The following is a 16,564-nucleotide window of genomic DNA, read 5'->3' on the forward strand; positions in this document are numbered from 1 at the left end:
AGTACGCCCTAACCTAGAGGCGAAAACAAAAGGCACCGTTTCCGGTACCTTTCGGTAAGCGCCGTCGCTCAGTTCGTGAGCGGGGTTCTACATTCAACCAGCCCAGGCTGTCAACGCACGGTCATAAACGCCCCGCCAGCCCCAAAACCCCCAATTTCCCCAGGCATTCTGCGGCCTGAAGCCCACTAGACCCCTTGTTTTTGCATCGCAGCATGATCGATATGCAATTTCAGCATAGCTCGCCAATCTCGCCCTCCGTCGAAAAAACCCTTGCAAATCCAGCACTTAGCTTCGCGCTCACGGCGGCGATGATGTTTTTTTGCGTGAAATCCGGCCCCAGATCAGGCGCGCCCGTGGCGTCGGCCACGAAATCCACGAAATAATCCTTGTCATGCGCCGCGCGCGCCGTGGTCTCGCAGCAAAAATTGGTCATATACCCGCAAATGGCGAGGCGATTGACGCCCAAGCTGCGCAAAATCACCTCCAGCTCCGTGCCCTCAAAGGCCGAATAGCGCCGCTTGACGATGTGCAGCCCGCTCTCGACGATCTGCAGGCCCGGCACATAATCAGCCTCGAAGCTGCCCTCAACGAAGCTCACGGGCTCCGGCGTCCCGGCGAAATCAAACATCCGCCCGGCATCGCTCCCATCAGCCCGGTGCATGTGGCGTACATAAATCACCGGCTTGCCGCGCGCGGCGAAACCCTCGATCAGCCGGTTGATCCGCGCCAGCGACGCGTCGAACTCCGGCACGCGAAGCGGCGATTGCTCCAGCGCATAAACATTTTGCGCATCGATCACGAGCAGAGCGGTCTGGCCCATAAAAAACTCCCCGGATAGTTGCCGATCCGGGGAGTTTACACCTTACGCCGCCTCGGCCAGATGACCGCCGATCACCAACCCGGCCTCAGAACCGGAGACCTTCACGGTTTCTCCGTCCTTCACCGCCCCCTCCAGGATCAGCCCGGCCAGCGGGTTCTGCAGGTTGCGCTGGATCACGCGCTTCAGCGGCCGGGCGCCATACACCGGGTCATACCCGGCTTCGGCCAGCCAGTCGCGCGCACTCTGGTCGAGATCCAGCCTGATATGGCGCTCAGCCAGCAGCGCCTCCAGCCGTTTGAGCTGAATGGTGACAATGCTGCCCATATCCTCGCGCTGCAACCGGCGGAACAGCACGATCTCATCCAGCCGGTTGAGGAATTCGGGGCGGAAATGCTCGCGCACCCGCGCCATCACCCCGGCCTCCGCCAGGCGCACATCCTCGCCCTCCTTCTGCGCGGCCAGAATGTCGGAGCCCAGGTTCGAGGTCAGCACGATGATTGTGTTCTTGAAATCCACCGTACGGCCCTGCCCATCGGTCAGGCGGCCATCGTCGAGCACCTGGAGCAGCACATTGAACACGTCCTCATGCGCCTTCTCCACCTCGTCGAACAGCACCACCTGATAGGGCCGCCGCCGCACGGCCTCGGTCAATACGCCGCCCTCGTCATAGCCCACATAGCCCGGCGGCGCCCCGATCAGCCGCGACACCGCGTGTTTCTCCATGAACTCGCTCATGTCGATCCGCACCATCGCCCGCTCGTCATCGAACAGGAATTCCGCCAGCGCCTTGGTCAGCTCGGTCTTGCCCACGCCGGTCGGGCCGAGGAACAGGAAGCTGCCAATCGGCCGGTTCGGGTCCTGCAACCCGGCCCGCGCCCGGCGCACGGCGTTTGAAACCGCGACCAGCGCCGCCTCCTGCCCCACCACGCGCTGGCGCAGATTATCCTCCATGTGCAGCAGCTTGGCGCGCTCGCCCTCCAGCATCTTCTCCACCGGCACGCCGGTCCAGCGCGACACCACGGCGGCGATCTGGTCCTCCGTCACCGCCTCGTTCACCATATGGCCGTCTTGCTTGCCGGCGAGCTGCTTCTCCAGCTCGGGGATGCTGCCATAGAGCAACTCCGAGGCGCGGCCGAGATTGCCGCTGCGCTGCGCCATCTCGGCCTCGTTGCGGGCCTGCTCCAGCTGCTCCTTCAGCTTCTGCACATCGGTCAGCTGCGCCTTTTCCGCCTGCCATTTGGCGGTCATCGCGGTGGATTGCTCCTCGAGTTCGGCCAGCTCATGCTCCAGCTTCTCCAGCCGCTCGCGGCTGGCGGCGTCCGTCTCTTTGCGCAACGCCTCGCGCTCGATCTTCAGCTGGATCAGCCGCCGGTCGAGCTCGTCGAGTTCCTCGGGTTTGCTGTCCACCTGCATGCGCAGCCGGCTTGCCGCCTCGTCCACCAAATCAATCGCCTTGTCGGGGAGGAAGCGGTCGGTGATGTAGCGGTTGGAGAGCGTCGCCGCCGCCACCAGCGCCGAATCGGCAATGCGAACGCCATGATGCAGCTCGTATTTCTCCTTGATCCCGCGCAGGATCGAGATGGTGTCGGCCACTGACGGCTCATCCACGAACACCGGCTGGAAGCGCCGCGCCAGCGCCGCATCCTTCTCCACATGCTTGCGATATTCATCCAGCGTGGTGGCGCCCACGCAATGCAGCGCGCCGCGCGCCAGCTCGGGCTTGAGCAGGTTGGAGGCGTCCATCGCCCCATCCGCCTTGCCCGCGCCGACCAGCGTATGCATTTCGTCGATGAACAGGATGATCTCGCCCTCCGCGGCCTCGATCTCCTTCAGCACGGCCTTCAGCCGCTCCTCGAACTCGCCGCGGTATTTCGCCCCCGCCACCATGGCGCCAAGGTCGAGCGAAAGCACCCGCTTGTTGCGCAGCGATTCCGGCACGTCGCCCTTCACGATGCGCAGCGCCAGCCCCTCCACAATTGCGGTCTTGCCCACGCCCGGCTCGCCGATCAGCACCGGGTTGTTCTTGGTCCGCCGCGCCAACACCTGAATTGTCCGCCGGATTTCCTCATCGCGGCCGATCACCGGGTCGAGCTTCTGTTCGCGCGCCAGCTCGGTCACGTCACGGGCATATTTCTTCAGCGCGTCGAATTGCTGCTCGGCCGTGGCGCTGTCCACCTTGCGGCCTTTGCGCACCTCATTCACCGCGCGTTCCAGCGCCTGGGCAGTCACCCCCGCCGCCGCCAGCGCCTTGCCCGCCGCCGTGCCGCTCGCCGCCAGGGCGACCAGCATGCGGTCCTGCGCCACAAAGGCATCACCCGCCTTAGTCGCGGCCTGCTGCGCGGCATCCAGCACACGCACGAGATCCGGCGTGATCGCCGGCTGCCCGGCGCCGGAGCCTTGCACCTTGGGCAGTTTCGCCACCGCCTCATCCGCCGCGCGCTTCGCCGCCGCCGGGTCGCCGCCAGCCATCTTGATCAGCCCGCTGGCCGCGCCTTCCTCATCATCCAGAAACGCCTTCAGCAGATGTTCCGGCGTTATCTGCTGGTGATATTCGCGCATGGCGATCGTCTGCGCCGCCTGCACGAATCCGCGCGCGCGTTCCGTGAATTTCTCAAAATCCATCATGTAACTCCCTTATCCGTCCCTTGAAAAGGCAACGCCAAGTCTCGTCCCTCGATAGGCGGCGAGAAGCTTGCCCGCCCAATATGGGCAACACCATGATCTGGCTCAAGGGGGGTGCGCCCGCGGCAAGGCTGAGCCTTAGCTCCTCATCCTCATGCTCACCCCGCCTCCGCCGACACCCCGGCCAGCCGGCGTCGCTCCGCCGGCGGATAAAAGCGCAGAATCAGCAGCAAGAGCAGCATCCCTGGCAGCGCCGCCGCCGCGCAGGCGATGAAAAACGGCAGAAACCCGATCCGTGCCGCCAGAAACCCCGATGCCCCGGCCACCGTATGCAGCGCCAGCGGCGCCAGCGAGGAGAGCAGCGCGTATTGCGTCGCCGTATGCTCCGGGTGGCACAGGCCGGACATATAAGAGAGAAACGCGGTGTCGGAGAACGCGTCGGTGAACGCCTCCAGAGCCGAAATCCCGACCAAGATGTGCGGCGCATGCGGAAACAGCCCCAGCACTGGATACATGCACAGCGCCCCCAGCTGCAGCAGCGCGGTGAGCAGCAGCGCCCGCCCCACCCCCGCCCGCGCCACCAGCACCGCGCCCAGCGCCGTGCCGGCCAGACCGCAAACCAGCGAGACCGGCCCGTTGGCGACCGCGATGGCGGCGCGGTTATAGCCAAGCCAGGTGTAAAACGGTGCCAGCATCGGCGCGCCCAGCGCCCCGCCCAGGCGGAACAGCAGGATGAAGCCGAGCGCCACGGCCGCCCCCCGGCGGGAGAGGAATTCGGTCAGCGGCTCCTTCACCGCCACGGCGAAACGCGCCGCCAGCCCGGCCGGCACGATTTCGCGCGCCACCTCCGGCTCCGCCGCCAGCAGCGCCGCCACCGGCCCCAGCAGCGCCAGCACCGCCATCAGCCCCACAGCCACATGCCAGCCGGTTTGCACCGAGAGCGCGATCACCCCAGCATTGGAGACCAGAAACGCCACCCGCCAACCCCACACCTCGGCCGCCAGCGCCGCGCCCTGCAGATTCGGGGCAAAACTCTCGATGCGCCAGGCGTCGATGATGATGTCCTGGCTGGCCGAGCAAAACGCCACCAGCGCCCCCAGCCCCAGCGTCAGCCCGATATGCGCCACCGGGTCGCTCAAGCTGAGCGCCCCGATCGCCCCGGCCAGCGCGATCTGCACCGTGATCAGCCAGCCCCGCCGCCGCCCGAGGAAGAACGGACGCGCCTCGTCGAACACCGGGGCCCAGACGAATTTCAGCAGATAGGCGAGGCTGATATTCGCGGTCAGCCCGATCAGCCCGAGCCCGACATGCTCGCTCGCCATCCACATCCGCAGCGTCGGCCCCGAGAGCGCCCAGGGCAGGCCGGAGGCGAATCCGAGCATCGCCATGATCGCCAGTCGCCTGACCTCGGCGGCGGTGACGGCGCGGCGCGCCAGGGCGGGGGCGTTACTGATTGGCCTGGTCGTTGATGTTGTCGGCCTTGACGAAGGCGCCATTCTCGATGTCGCCCTCATCGCCGGGCTCCATCCCGGCGAGGCACTCACCCTGCCATTGCAGTTGCGAATGCACGGTCATTTGCCCCAGCTTCGCGGTCAGCGTGACATCCTTGGCATCGGCATAATCGAGCGTTTCGTCGATCTTCGCGGGCTTGCCATTTTGGCTGCACACGCCGTCGATCCGGTAGCTGGAGCCGCTCTGCGATACCGTGAGGCTGGTGCAGGCGCTCTGATTGCTGAGAAAGAATTTCTGGTCGTTGAGCGCGTCCACGCAGCTCACCGTCATCACGTCCACGGCATTCGCCAAGGGCTGACCGTCCGGTCCATCCACCGTGGTGGTGCTTTGCCACAACCCCGGCGCACGCGCGGGCAGCCCATCGGCCAGGGCCGGGCCGGCCACGCCCAGCAACACCACGCCAATCATCAGAATCCGCTTCATGCCCGGCAAGCTAGCCAAACCAACGGGCGGAGGCAACGCGCACACAGCCCGGCGGCCGCAACCTTGCCGTTTTCTTTCCCGGCCACAGACCATATGATGCAACTATAAGTTGGATGGAGTGAGGCATGACAATCTGGTTCGACGTCGAGGACCTGATCCGGTTTTTCCAGGGCGCCGCGCGGCCCACCGGCATCCAACGCTTCAGCCTGGAAACCTGCCGCGCCGCCGCCGCCATTGCCGAGCCCGGCGAGGTCCGTTTCTGCGCCCGTAACACGCTCGGCACCGGGTTGCGGGAGGTCGATTTCCCGGCGCTGGATGCCGCCATCGCCAGCCTAGCCAACGCCAGAGACGCCGCCCCAGCCTGCACGGGGAAGCGCTGTTCCGCCCGGGCGGCGACATCCGCCCCGGACCGGGCGACTGGGTGGTGCATCTCGGCGCCTCTTGGGAGCGCCCCTACCCGGCGGCGCTGCGCCGCGCCTTGGCCGCGTCCGGCGCTGGTGTGGCCTTGCTCGCGCATGACATGATCCCCGCCCTGTTCCCCGAGTGGTGCACCGCGGCGATGGTTCGCAGCTTCGCCGCGTGGCTGCAGGGGCCGGTGCCGCAGGCCGATCTGATGTTCGCCGTTTCGCGCAACACGGCGCATGACCTCTCCGGCTGGCTGGCGGCGCGCGGCCAGTTCATCGCGCCGCCCGTGGTGCTGCCGCCGGGCGGCATCTTCCGCCACGCCGCGCCCGAGGCGCCGCCGCTCCTGGCGGAGCCTTATGTGCTGATGGTCGGTACCATCGAGGCGCGCAAAAACCACGCCGCCATGCTCCGCGTCTGGCGCCGCCTGCTCAGTGAGCACGGCCCTGGCGACCTGCCGGTGCTGGTGTTTGCCGGCAAACCCGGCTGGCTCACCACCGACCTGCTGCAACAACTGGAAAACGCCGATTATCTGGGCGGCAAGATCCGCCATATCCCTGGCGCGTCCGACGCCGAACTCGCCAGCCTGTACCAGCATTGCCTATTCAGCGTGTTCCCCTCGCTTTATGAAGGCTGGGGCCTGCCAGTCACCGAATCGCTGAGCTTCGGCCAGCCCGCCGCGGCCGCCTGCCGGGGCGCCATCCCCGAGGCGGGCGGCGCCTTCTGCGCCTATTTCGATCCCGACGACATCTCCAGCATCCACGGCGTCATCACGCAGTGGCTCAATCATCCGGAGGAGGTGGCGGCCTTACGCGCGCGCATCCGCGCGCATTTCACCCCGCCCAGCTGGACCAGCACCGCCGCCGCGCTGCTCGACACGCTGGCGGCGCGGGCCACCGCCCCGGCCGCGCCGGATTTTGCCCTTTCCGCGCCATGATCAGCGGCCTAGACTCTGCTCCGGAATGACTGCCAACCGGAAAGGAACCGCGCCCATGTGGAAAAAACTCGGAATCGCGCTCGTCGTGCTGCTCTTGCTGATCGCGGGCGCAGCTTATTTTCTATTCTCCAACCTCGATTCCCTGATCAAGGCCGCGATTGAGAAATACGGCTCAGCCGCAACCCAAACGACGGTCGCGGTGGACAGCGTGCACCTTTCCCTGACCTCCGGCGCGGGCTCGATCACGGGGGTGAGCGTCAGCAACCCGGCGGGCTTCTCCGCCAACCAGGCCCTCACCCTGGGCCAGGCCGCCGTGCAGGTCGACACCTCCAGCATCGCTGGCAGCGGGCCTATCGTCATCAGCAACGTAACCATCACACAGCCTCATGTGACCTACGAGGTGAAGGGGCTGGGCGGCACCAGCAACCTGCAGACCATCCAAAACAACGTGCAGGCCTATGCCGGCGGCGCGCAAACCGCCTCGGCGCAGCCAAGCAGCACACCCGCGCGCAAGGAGATCATCAAGGATCTTTATGTGACCGGCGGGCAGATCAGCGTCGCCGCCACGGCGTTGAACGGCCGCAGCCTGACCGTGCCGCTGCCAGATATCCACCTGACCAATATCGGCCAGGGCAGCGGCGGCGCCACCCCGGCGCAGATCGCGGCGCAACTGCTCGGCGCCATCACCAGCGATGCGAGCCAAGCAGCATCCTCAGCGCTGAGCAAGGAGCTGCAATCCACCGCCGCAGGCGCCCTGCAGGGCGCTACCGGGACACTGAAGAACACGGGCGGCGCGCTCGGCAGCAGTGTCGGCGGCCAGCTCAAGGGGCTGCTCGGCAATTAACGGCGGAGCACGGCGGCGCACGCAAACGCGCCGCCGACCCGCCCCAAGCGGGGGATATGTCGTGGACCTGGATGCCGAACTTCATGACATTCGCGGCAAGCGGGATACCCAGGCATCTGTCTATCACACGACCAACTATGCCGCGGGACAGGTCTTAGCCTACCACCTAAGGGAAGCTGGATCGTATGGCATCGCCTACAACAGTGTTCGGCACGCGGGAGGAGAATGCGTGGCCGTATTCAGGCCGAAGGCGCTATCAAACTGCCGCCAGGAACGCCACCTTTGTTATGTATGGGACGGGGAAGCGATCTCGACCGTTTATGAGAAGAGCGAGTTAAAGCTTTAGCATGTTTTTGCAGAAGGACAGACGGGCGATCTGCCTCGCCAGCCCGGTGCAATTAATTGCGCGCCCCCGCTGCTTCTCAGGATCAAACGCCGATATCACACGCCAGCGGGCAAGCATGTGATCAACCTAAATTTTCCCGCCCAGCCCGATAATTCCTACCGGTCAGGATCACAACTGATTGCGGGGCGGTAAAGGCGATGCGGGCCAGATTACCCTGCCCACGTGTACCCACGCGAACCAGGACGTTCGGGGCAATCTCCACCCGACGGCCATCATTAGCCAGGGGGAAGTCATGGCCATCACGGTCCCTCCGGACGGTGAAAGAGATGGGGCTTATCACTTCAACCACCGTGAAACGCTCGTCACCGACGTAAAAATCCTCGCCAGGACGGAATGCCAAACTCAACCCCATGATCTCTCTCCCTTAGTCGCGACATATACCATACACCTACCGACCAGACGGGAAGATGTCGACGCCAGAGAACGACCAGCCTCACTCCCCGATGGCAATCAGCGGATCAGAGGCAGACACACAGAAATCCTATAAGGCGATCCTCGGCTGACGGTTACCCATTCCAAACCGTCCCATGCTCATAATGACGCTCATACAAGCGCCGTTATGAGCGCTCACTACGAAGTCGCGGCAGGCGGTTCACACCGGATGGATACCTAAAAGGTTATCGCCGAGACATACGCGCCAATAGACATCCGGCGGCTGGTTATGCACCAGCCGTCGTTGTCATGAGACTCAGGTTACAACAGTGAGGAAGCGCTCGTTCAGTTCGCGCTCATAGTAGAAGATGCCCTTACCGATCTGGCGCTCATCCCACACGCGCATCGGGTTGTCGGGGTAGTAGTCGTAGCCACCCGTGAACACCTCGTTACGATTACCCGAGGGATCGAAGAAATAGATCGTCTGCCCCTGGGTGATACCGTGGCGCGTCGGTCCGATATCGAGCGACATCTCGTAACGCGCGATAATATCCGCTGCATGGCCAACCGCGTTCCAATTTTCAAGCTGGAAGGAGATGTGGTGCAACTTGCCGGGCTCCGGGTGCTTCACGAAGGCGATGTCATGCGCCTTCATGCCGGCGGTGAGCCAGATGCCGATGGTGCCGTCGGGCGTATCGACACGCTCGGCGACCAGGAAGCCGAGCACGTTGACGAAGAACTCCTCAATCTTGTTAATCTCCGGGCCGTACAGCAGGACGTGGTCGAAGCGCTTCGGCGCCATGCCGTGCGGCTCGTAATTCCAAAGTTCGGGGTTGATGACCTGCGGCTTCGGATCCGATTGCTCGGCCTGCGCGTACAGCTCAATGCGGTGGCCGGACGCCACGTTGAACCCGATGCGCCGGCCAATGCCTGGCTGCTCGCCCGCCGGAATACGGTCAACCGCCACACCCGCCGCTTTGATCTTGGCCTCGAACTCGTTCAGATCAGCATCGGCGCGGACCTTGAAGGCCACGACATCGATGCCCGCGGCCTCGGCTTTCCGCAGCACGACGCTGTGGTGGTCAAACTCGAACGCGGATTTCAGATAGATGCGGCCATCCGCACCTTCCGTCACCTTATCGAGGCCGATGCGGTCGATATAGTGGGTTAGCGCGGCTGGCATGTCGAGCACACGAACCTGCACGAAGCCAGGCCGCAAAATGCCTGTATGAGCCATTGTTTACTTACTCCCCAGTTAAAGGTCACTACGCTTCCATCACGGACGGCGAATGAACCTAATTCCGTAAAATAACGATAAATTCGCATTAAACAGACAAATGCCAACTCCACAAATCAGAAATATTCTGTGCCGTCGTGCCGATAAAGACGAGGCTAAATTACATCACCTAAAAAGCCTCACCAGACATGCCTCTACGATCAAAAGCGCCATAACGTCATTTTTCTCTATGAAGCAATAATCAACCAGAATCCGTTTCATCCCAATACCCAATCAACACCCCTGGCGGTTCCTTTCCACCAAATGCATCAATTTTTTCTTTTGCCATAGTAATCCGATTGTGATGTTTGGTCGCCCAACTAATGAGTGCATCCTTGAATCTTTGCCGAACTAGATCCAATTCTTGGGTATTAATACCACCTAAATCTATAAATTCATGCGGATCATTTTTCATATCATATAGAATTGGTCGAAAACCTTCCGCGTAGATATATTTCCATCTATCATCAGCAATCATAATTAGGCGAGCATCCTCCTGCTGAACGCCGAGGGCGAACCGCGCTTCTCTTGTAGAATAGTCATATTCTGAGAATGCATATTGACGCCACTCATCTAATGCCCCCTCTTTCTCCTCCAAAGCGCCACGAATAATGCCAGAAAGGCTTCTACCCTCCATAATATGTGGTACGCCATCACCACCAAAATAGTCTAATATCGTTGGTGCAATATCAATTGATTCTACCAACTTATCGCATACTGTTCCGCGTGTCCGATCTGCAGATTGGCTTGGATCGAACACAATCAGTGGAATCCGCACTGATTGTTCATGAAAGAGATCCTTATCACCCATCCAGTGATCACCCAGGTAATCACCATGATCCGATGAGAACACAATCATTGTATTCTCGAATAAGTTTCGATCCTTCATGTACTTAAATAGTTGTCCGAGATGGTCATCTATTTGTTTGATCAATCCCATGTAAGCCGGAATAACTACTTCACGCACACCTGGCCGCGCAAAGGTCTGACAAATTCGGCTTTCCATAAACGCTTTATAGACAGGATGTGGATCAAGCTTCTCCTCTTCGGACCTTACAACATCCTGTATATGCTCTGGCCCATACATATCATGATATGGCGCAGGAACTATATATGGCCAATGCGGCTTTATCAGTGATAGATGGCAGAACCAAGATTCATCCCTGCTTTCCTCCATAAAGTCCATAGCACGCCCGATCATATAAGGCGTTTCCGACAAGTGCTCTGGAATGTTTGCTGGAAGATTCGAATATTTAAGATACCAACCAGAACGCAAAACTCCATTTTCGTCATAGCCAGAGTTTGCAAAATCTTCCCAAGGATTATCCGCCTTCAATCCCTGTCCACGAAGATATTCGTTATACCGTGGATTAGGATCATAGGGGCCATCTGGGTGCAAACCATCATCGCGCTCAAATGGCTCAAAACCACACTCCGATTCAAGGATACCCAAGTCCGTATCTAGACCAATACCAAGACGCTCCATACCATCTGTATCAGCCACCATATGCGTTTTACCAACCAAGACGGATCTAATACCATATCGCCGCAAATGACTACCGATAGTCGGCTCACCTACTCTAAGTGGAAAGCCATTCCATGTGGAACCGTGACTTCTTACATAGCGACCAGTATAACTGCTCATACGGCTAGGCCCACAAATCGGCGACTGCACGTAGGCGCGATTAAACAACACACCTTGACTCGCTAACCAGTCTATATTTGGTGTTTTTAAATATTTGTGACCATAACACGATAAATAATCCCAACGGAGTTGGTCTGCCATTATCCACAAGACATTTTTTCTATTAGTCATTTCTATTCCTTACCGAGACACCATCACGCGGCACATTGTCGGCCATACGCGCACACCTAGGAAGGCAGATGCCGATTAATTATCGACTTGAATCGATTGGCATTCCGCTTCCCGAAAACATGATTTCAGCATACCCAACACGAGCTCTCATTTTAAAAATGCATACTTCACTGATAGAAATATCCAATTATAAGCATCTCGAGCGATATATATCTTTAACTTTGATCAAGCCTCTATTTCACAAAAGGTGTAAGCCAGGTTGCTATGCCAGGAACAATCAAAAGGACCGCCAATGTTATCACACTAGAGACAAGAAATGGCGCGGCTCCCCAAAACAGCTTTCCAACTTTCATCGAAGGCATTGTGCTGTTTACGACGTACACATTCATTCCCATCGGGGGATGAATGAGTCCGATCTCAATCATCATCACAACAAAAACACCAAACCAAATCATATTTACGCCGAGTGGTTGCAGGATATTGGTTAATACGGGTACAGTAAGAAACATCATAGAGACAGCCTCCATGACCGACCCAAGAACAACATACAAGGCAACTATGAGAAGCAATACGGCGTAAAGTGGAAGATGTGCATTCGTCATCACGGCTGTTAGGGTATCCGTCAATCCCGTCATCGTTATGAAGTTTGCAAACATCAAACCACCAAAAGCAACGGCGAAAATCATTGCACTGATTTCGCCCGCCTCTACAAGTGCAGACATCAAAATTTGACGATTAAGTCTACCTCGGATCAACGACAGTAAAAGCGCGCCCGCTGCACCAATTGCTCCAGCTTCGTTGGCCGTAAACAAGCCGCCATACAACCCTCCGATAATCACAAGCAGTAGTCCTGCAAGGGCGCCTATTTTTTTGACATTCCGCCACCGTTCTGCCCACGTCGCAGGGGCTCCTGGAGGACCTTTAGATGGATCTCGTTTTACCGTCAGCCATACAGAGGCCATGAATAAAATAGCCAATATAATACCAGGAAAAACACCAGCAATAAATAATTTTCCAATATCTTGCTGTGCAACAATACCATAGATTAACAAAGGTATGCTTGGTGGCAACAGGCATCCTAGAGTTCCTGCCGAAGAGACACAACCACCCGCAAGGGTATCGGAATATTTTCTACTAAGCATCGGCGGAATGGCAACCCGACTCATGGTTGCAGCGGTTGCAATCGAACTGCCTGACATAGAAGCAAATGCTGCACTTGCAAGGATTGTTGCATATGCCAAGCCACCTCTCCGATGCCCAACAAATGCATATGCTAAATCATAAAGATCCTCAGCAAAGTTCGACTTATATATCATAATTCCCATGAAAATGAACATGGGAAGAACTGCAAACCCGACGTTCGTAGCCAATCCATAAATCGCCTGTCCCGACATAAAGATAGCCGGATCAAACCCTCGAACAAACGAAAACATAACCAGCGCCACGATAAACATCGAAAAGCACAAGGGCAATCCAACGAACGCGAGGAGGATCACCAGAAAAAAACCAACTCCCGCCGTTAACATTGTTACGAACCTTTTCCGAGAATGGTAATCAAAATATTCATAAAAACTAAAAGACCAGTCACAACAGAGAGTCCTGTTAAGATCCAGAACAATGGTCCCATAGACACATTAAGGACATTGGTCGTAACGCCACCAGCGTATAGGCTCTGTGTTTCCTCGATTAGTTCGTATACAATTAAGCAGACGGAAATCAGCGTCACGCCCCTAACAATATTTGACTGGAGGCTGCGGACACGGCCCTTTAGTCTGTCTACAAGGATATTAACAGAGAAATGACTTTCATTCGCCGTAACTAGAGGAAGTGCTGCGAATATTAGTACAGGAAGAATTAATTGAATAATGTCATCAGAACCTATGAGGGGCTTTCCAAACACGTTTCGCATAACAACATTAAGCACTGTTACGATAACGACACCTAGAATTGAAGCCGCAACAATAAATGACAACACCTTTCTGATCAGAGCTACAGGCCGGTATTTGAGGGCTTTTTTACCGGGGGTTCCTTCACCAGGCTCCGGACTCTCGAGGGCATCAGCGTATTCTACATGCACCATTGATACCTTCCTTTATTCTTTTCCTGACTTTAGTTGTGCCTCAAAATATTCCAAGACCTCTTGGCCATTCACTCCCGCATTATTGGCACTCGACAGCCAGTTCGTGTATTGAGGCTTCGCTGCAGCCTGCAGTGACGCCATAAGATCCTGTGAAGGCGATATCAGCTTGAACCCATTAGTTACAGCATTTTTCTCATCCGCTTGCGTCACCTGATCTAACGCAGAAAGTCTGTGGGCAAAATTTACACCACTAATACTCTCAATAGCGTCCTGATATTGCTTCGGAATAGAAGCCCATTTTTCTTTATTTATTACAAGAGAGAAACACGGCCCTGATACACCACCCGGAATTACTGTTTCGGACTTCATATACGGCATAAGCTTGAAGTCATTGGCATTGTACGTGCTTAAACCAGCAACGCCATCAACGGCGCCTGAGGATACGAACTCACTCATCTGAACTGCGGGAGCAGACTGAACCGCAATACCGGCGTTGGATAGCAACAACTGGGTAGGCCCCGGAAGCGCCAGTAACTTTTTACCCTTAAAATCGTCAGTACTTTCAAACGGCTGTCCCATGCTGAACAATTGTCCAGTGGGTTCACAATACAGTGCGAGCAACTTAACCTGCTTGTACTCTCCTTTTCCGGCAAAATACTTTTGGTAAGTATTCCATAATGCCACCGAAGAAGCTTCGGCCGACGGGGACAAGAATGGCAATCCCGCAATCTGTACGAGTGGGAATTTATTCGCAACTAAGCCATTAAACAGATATGCCATATCTGCAACGTCAGACTGAACAGCGGACACAAGTTGCGCTGGCGGCGCAACGTCCATTGGCAGTATTTTTACAGTAACCTGTCCGCCGGTCACGGTCGCAACATCCTTGGCCCAAGGATCCATAACCTTCGTATTGAAGTCATCCTGTGGGGGTTGCAACGGGCTAAGCACGAGTGTCGTTGAAGCCCGGGCACCCGACGCTACTGCCAAGGCACCAATGAGTGCCAGGGATCCAAACTTCCTTGAGAATTTTGCAATTTTCTTTGCATTGTTTTTGTGTGCCTTGTTCATTTCCATCTCTTTTTAGTTTCCAGTTTATCTTGAGACCACCTCAAGAGAGCATATCTTACTGCGCTAAACGAATTATGCCTACATAGTTGTGTAAAACACAGCAATAATGCTGCAGCGATAATAGAGTTCTTCTTGTGTCTTATCGCCATCTGACACAAGATTTTTCCACCAATTACCTCTTCAGAAGGCTGTATTTGTTCTGCTACTAAAGGATTGGAAAATTAACGTTAACGTCGAGAAAAGATTGGTTGCCGCCATTTTTCCCAGCAATCCCATAAAGATAACGTAGCATCAATTGGGCTTTACCGACCTGATAAGTAACTATGGGTCCGACACCCACGTGCATAAATTTATTTCCAAACCATGGACCTGAAGTGTCTGGCACGGAATTTCCAAATCTGGTGTCGTTGGTGAATTGCTGTATATAATTTCCAATCACGCCAAGACCAATCGGGCCAAACCTCCGCAACACAGTCCAATCCAGGTAATAAGTGTCCCCTGAGTGATAATGGGTTTTTTCGTCTGTGGCATTGAAATCAAATATATTATTTAGAGTTACATTCCAGCCATTGTGCAAATATGTATATGCAATATTAGGTTCAAACGTCCAATAATGATTCGTGTCATTTACCGGCGATGATTTATATCCATTAGGTGTCGAGACGTAGACAAAACGACCATTTGGAAAATGAATAGCTAGCCCTTCACCTATAAAATTTCCACCGCCCAGATTCCAAGACAAAATCTCTGGCACAATTATTGTGCTGTACGCACCAAGCGAGAAGTTTGTTCCGTGTCCGGTGTTATTTCCGTTAAATATTGAATAGTTAAACGGCTGGATAATGGACATCCCATAGCTTGCCCCAAGGATTTGTAGCCCAGGAACGTAGAGCATTTGTGCGCCGATTCCAGCTCCAGCTATTTTATTTCCTGTATCATTGCCGAGACTATTTTCAATGTTTCCTCCTGAAAGATACGTCTCGATATTGCCGTACACACCTGGAGGTGGCAACGCACCAAGCGGCGACCCAGTAGTGTTTCCGGGCTGCATCGGCGGACGCGATTCCAACGCCTCCGACTGATGAGTAAGCGCCACTGATAGAATAGCCACTGCTGCATGTAGTATTTTATTTTTCTTGAACATTTTTACTCCCTAAATTTTAATTTTAGCTTCCGATCTTGAGGTCGCCGTCACTTCTCCGCATTTATTGCTCTTTGCGGACCGGATCGATCCCATTGGCGTTCTTTTTATATTGGGACACTTCACAAAAATATTCTTTTCTTTGCTTTTAAACATATCAATATTTTATGATTTTATTAAGGTAAATCATGGTAATATCATGATATTATTATATTATTTGAATTTCGGAGATTTTTTGGCGGCGAAATTGGTTAGAGGCTGCCATGTGTGGCTCGTTGATAACGGCACGACATAGGTAACAGCCTCGTCCTAAATCTTAATTTTGGATTCTGGCGGCTAGACGTCAATTTCCACCGTAAGTTTTCCTAGAAATTCTGCAATACCGCACTAGTTCTTTACTTTAAATGCGGTCGATTATTGTACCATTCACTGGTAATTCAGATTCGAATTTGACCTGCGCCCAAAAAATTGCAACCAGGATATTTAACTATTTGATTTATATAGCCTGAATCGAAAAACCTCATTAAGATATGATACCGCAACATATAAATATATAGCTACTATCGGACAAATAAAATCATACAAAACGATGTTGCTGAGATATTTCTCTTGATGCAAACAACGTTTTGAAACGATTGCGTTGTTGCTCAATGATTCGATTAATTAGGGCGCTTGTGCGGGCCGATGAAATATGGTTCGCAGTCTTATCCACACTTATGGGAGTTGGGGCCGGCTGTGGCGTAGCACTTATAAATTCAGTCGCCGTACTAATGCATATGTATTTGTTCCACTTGCTGCCAGGGCAGAGATTGTCCGAGGTGGCAATGGTGCAACCCGTTCGT

General features: G+C 55.9%; 16 protein-coding genes. 4 read left to right on the forward strand and 12 right to left on the reverse strand.

Features of this window, described 5'->3' with window-relative positions; all coding sequences use genetic code 11:
- Nucleotides 1–229: 229 nt before the first annotated feature.
- The 4 genes from LI953_RS14140 to LI953_RS14155 all read right to left on the reverse strand — a co-directional run bounded on the left by LI953_RS14140 (nt 230) and on the right by LI953_RS14155 (nt 5,377).
- The gene (locus tag LI953_RS14140; protein WP_227076741.1) at nt 230–820 is read right to left on the reverse strand and encodes a cysteine hydrolase family protein; all 591 of its coding nucleotides are present in this window, start codon (nt 818–820) and stop codon (nt 230–232) included.
- A gap of 42 nt (nt 821–862) precedes the next feature.
- Nucleotides 863–3,442, reverse strand: a complete 2,580-nt coding sequence (clpB, locus tag LI953_RS14145) for an ATP-dependent chaperone ClpB (RefSeq protein ID WP_227076742.1) — start codon at nt 3,440–3,442, stop codon at nt 863–865.
- A 158-nt stretch (nt 3,443–3,600) separates the two neighbouring features.
- A complete protein-coding gene (locus tag LI953_RS14150; RefSeq protein ID WP_227076743.1) occupies nt 3,601–4,830 on the reverse strand; it encodes an MFS transporter in 1,230 nt (409 codons plus the stop codon).
- A gap of 58 nt (nt 4,831–4,888) precedes the next feature.
- On the reverse strand, nt 4,889–5,377 hold the full coding sequence (locus tag LI953_RS14155; RefSeq protein ID WP_227076744.1) for a DUF3617 family protein: 489 nt from the start codon (nt 5,375–5,377) through the stop codon (nt 4,889–4,891).
- Between the two features lie 125 nt (nt 5,378–5,502).
- Between LI953_RS14155 and LI953_RS14160 the strand changes: the two genes are divergently transcribed.
- From LI953_RS14160 to LI953_RS14175, 4 genes are read left to right on the forward strand one after another with little or no spacing between them, the layout of a single operon-like run.
- Entirely contained in the window at nt 5,503–5,901 is a 399-nt protein-coding gene (locus tag LI953_RS14160) for a hypothetical protein (protein WP_227076745.1), read from the forward strand.
- Nucleotides 5,799–6,716: a glycosyltransferase family 1 protein gene (locus LI953_RS14165; protein ID WP_227076746.1), complete on the forward strand. Its 918-nt coding sequence runs from the start codon at nt 5,799–5,801 to the stop codon at nt 6,714–6,716. The genes LI953_RS14160 and LI953_RS14165 overlap by 103 nt, the downstream gene beginning before the upstream one ends.
- A 55-nt stretch (nt 6,717–6,771) precedes the next feature.
- Entirely contained in the window at nt 6,772–7,560 is a 789-nt protein-coding gene (locus LI953_RS14170) for a hypothetical protein (RefSeq protein WP_227076747.1), read from the forward strand.
- Nucleotides 7,523–7,906 carry an RES family NAD+ phosphorylase gene (locus tag LI953_RS14175; protein ID WP_227076748.1) on the forward strand — a complete coding sequence of 128 codons (384 nt, stop codon included), beginning with the start codon at nt 7,523–7,525 and terminating at the stop codon, nt 7,904–7,906. Before LI953_RS14170 ends, LI953_RS14175 begins: the two co-directional genes overlap by 38 nt.
- A gap of 121 nt (nt 7,907–8,027) precedes the next feature.
- Here LI953_RS14175 and LI953_RS14180 read toward each other — a convergent pair whose 3' ends face one another.
- The 8 genes from LI953_RS14180 to LI953_RS14215 form a co-directional block, all read right to left on the reverse strand.
- Nucleotides 8,028–8,318 (reverse strand): hypothetical protein, encoded by a 291-nt coding sequence (locus LI953_RS14180; RefSeq protein WP_227076749.1) that lies wholly within the window; start codon nt 8,316–8,318, stop codon nt 8,028–8,030.
- 336 nt (nt 8,319–8,654) lie between these two features.
- Nucleotides 8,655–9,575 (reverse strand): catechol 2,3-dioxygenase, encoded by a 921-nt coding sequence (locus LI953_RS14185; RefSeq protein WP_227076750.1) that lies wholly within the window; start codon nt 9,573–9,575, stop codon nt 8,655–8,657.
- A gap of 241 nt (nt 9,576–9,816) precedes the next feature.
- Complete coding sequence (locus LI953_RS14190) at nt 9,817–11,430, reverse strand: sulfatase-like hydrolase/transferase (RefSeq protein ID WP_227076751.1); 1,614 nt, start codon at nt 11,428–11,430, stop codon at nt 9,817–9,819.
- Nucleotides 11,431–11,663: 233 nt separating this feature from the next.
- A complete protein-coding gene (locus tag LI953_RS14195; RefSeq protein ID WP_227076752.1) occupies nt 11,664–12,956 on the reverse strand; it encodes a TRAP transporter large permease in 1,293 nt (430 codons plus the stop codon).
- A gap of 2 nt (nt 12,957–12,958) precedes the next feature.
- A complete protein-coding gene (locus LI953_RS14200; protein WP_227076753.1) occupies nt 12,959–13,510 on the reverse strand; it encodes a TRAP transporter small permease in 552 nt (183 codons plus the stop codon).
- A 12-nt stretch (nt 13,511–13,522) separates the two neighbouring features.
- Complete coding sequence (dctP, locus tag LI953_RS14205; RefSeq protein ID WP_227076754.1) at nt 13,523–14,581, reverse strand: TRAP transporter substrate-binding protein DctP; 1,059 nt, start codon at nt 14,579–14,581, stop codon at nt 13,523–13,525.
- Between the two features lie 205 nt (nt 14,582–14,786).
- Entirely contained in the window at nt 14,787–15,725 is a 939-nt protein-coding gene (locus tag LI953_RS14210; RefSeq protein WP_227076755.1) for a transporter, read from the reverse strand.
- A 574-nt stretch (nt 15,726–16,299) separates the two neighbouring features.
- Nucleotides 16,300–16,564: hypothetical protein (locus tag LI953_RS14215; RefSeq protein WP_227076756.1), on the reverse strand; the 265-nt coding region annotated here is incomplete at its 5' end.

This window comes from Acidocella sp. KAb 2-4 (assembly GCF_020567705.1).
Taxonomy (GTDB): Bacteria; Pseudomonadota; Alphaproteobacteria; order Acetobacterales; family Acetobacteraceae; genus Acidocella.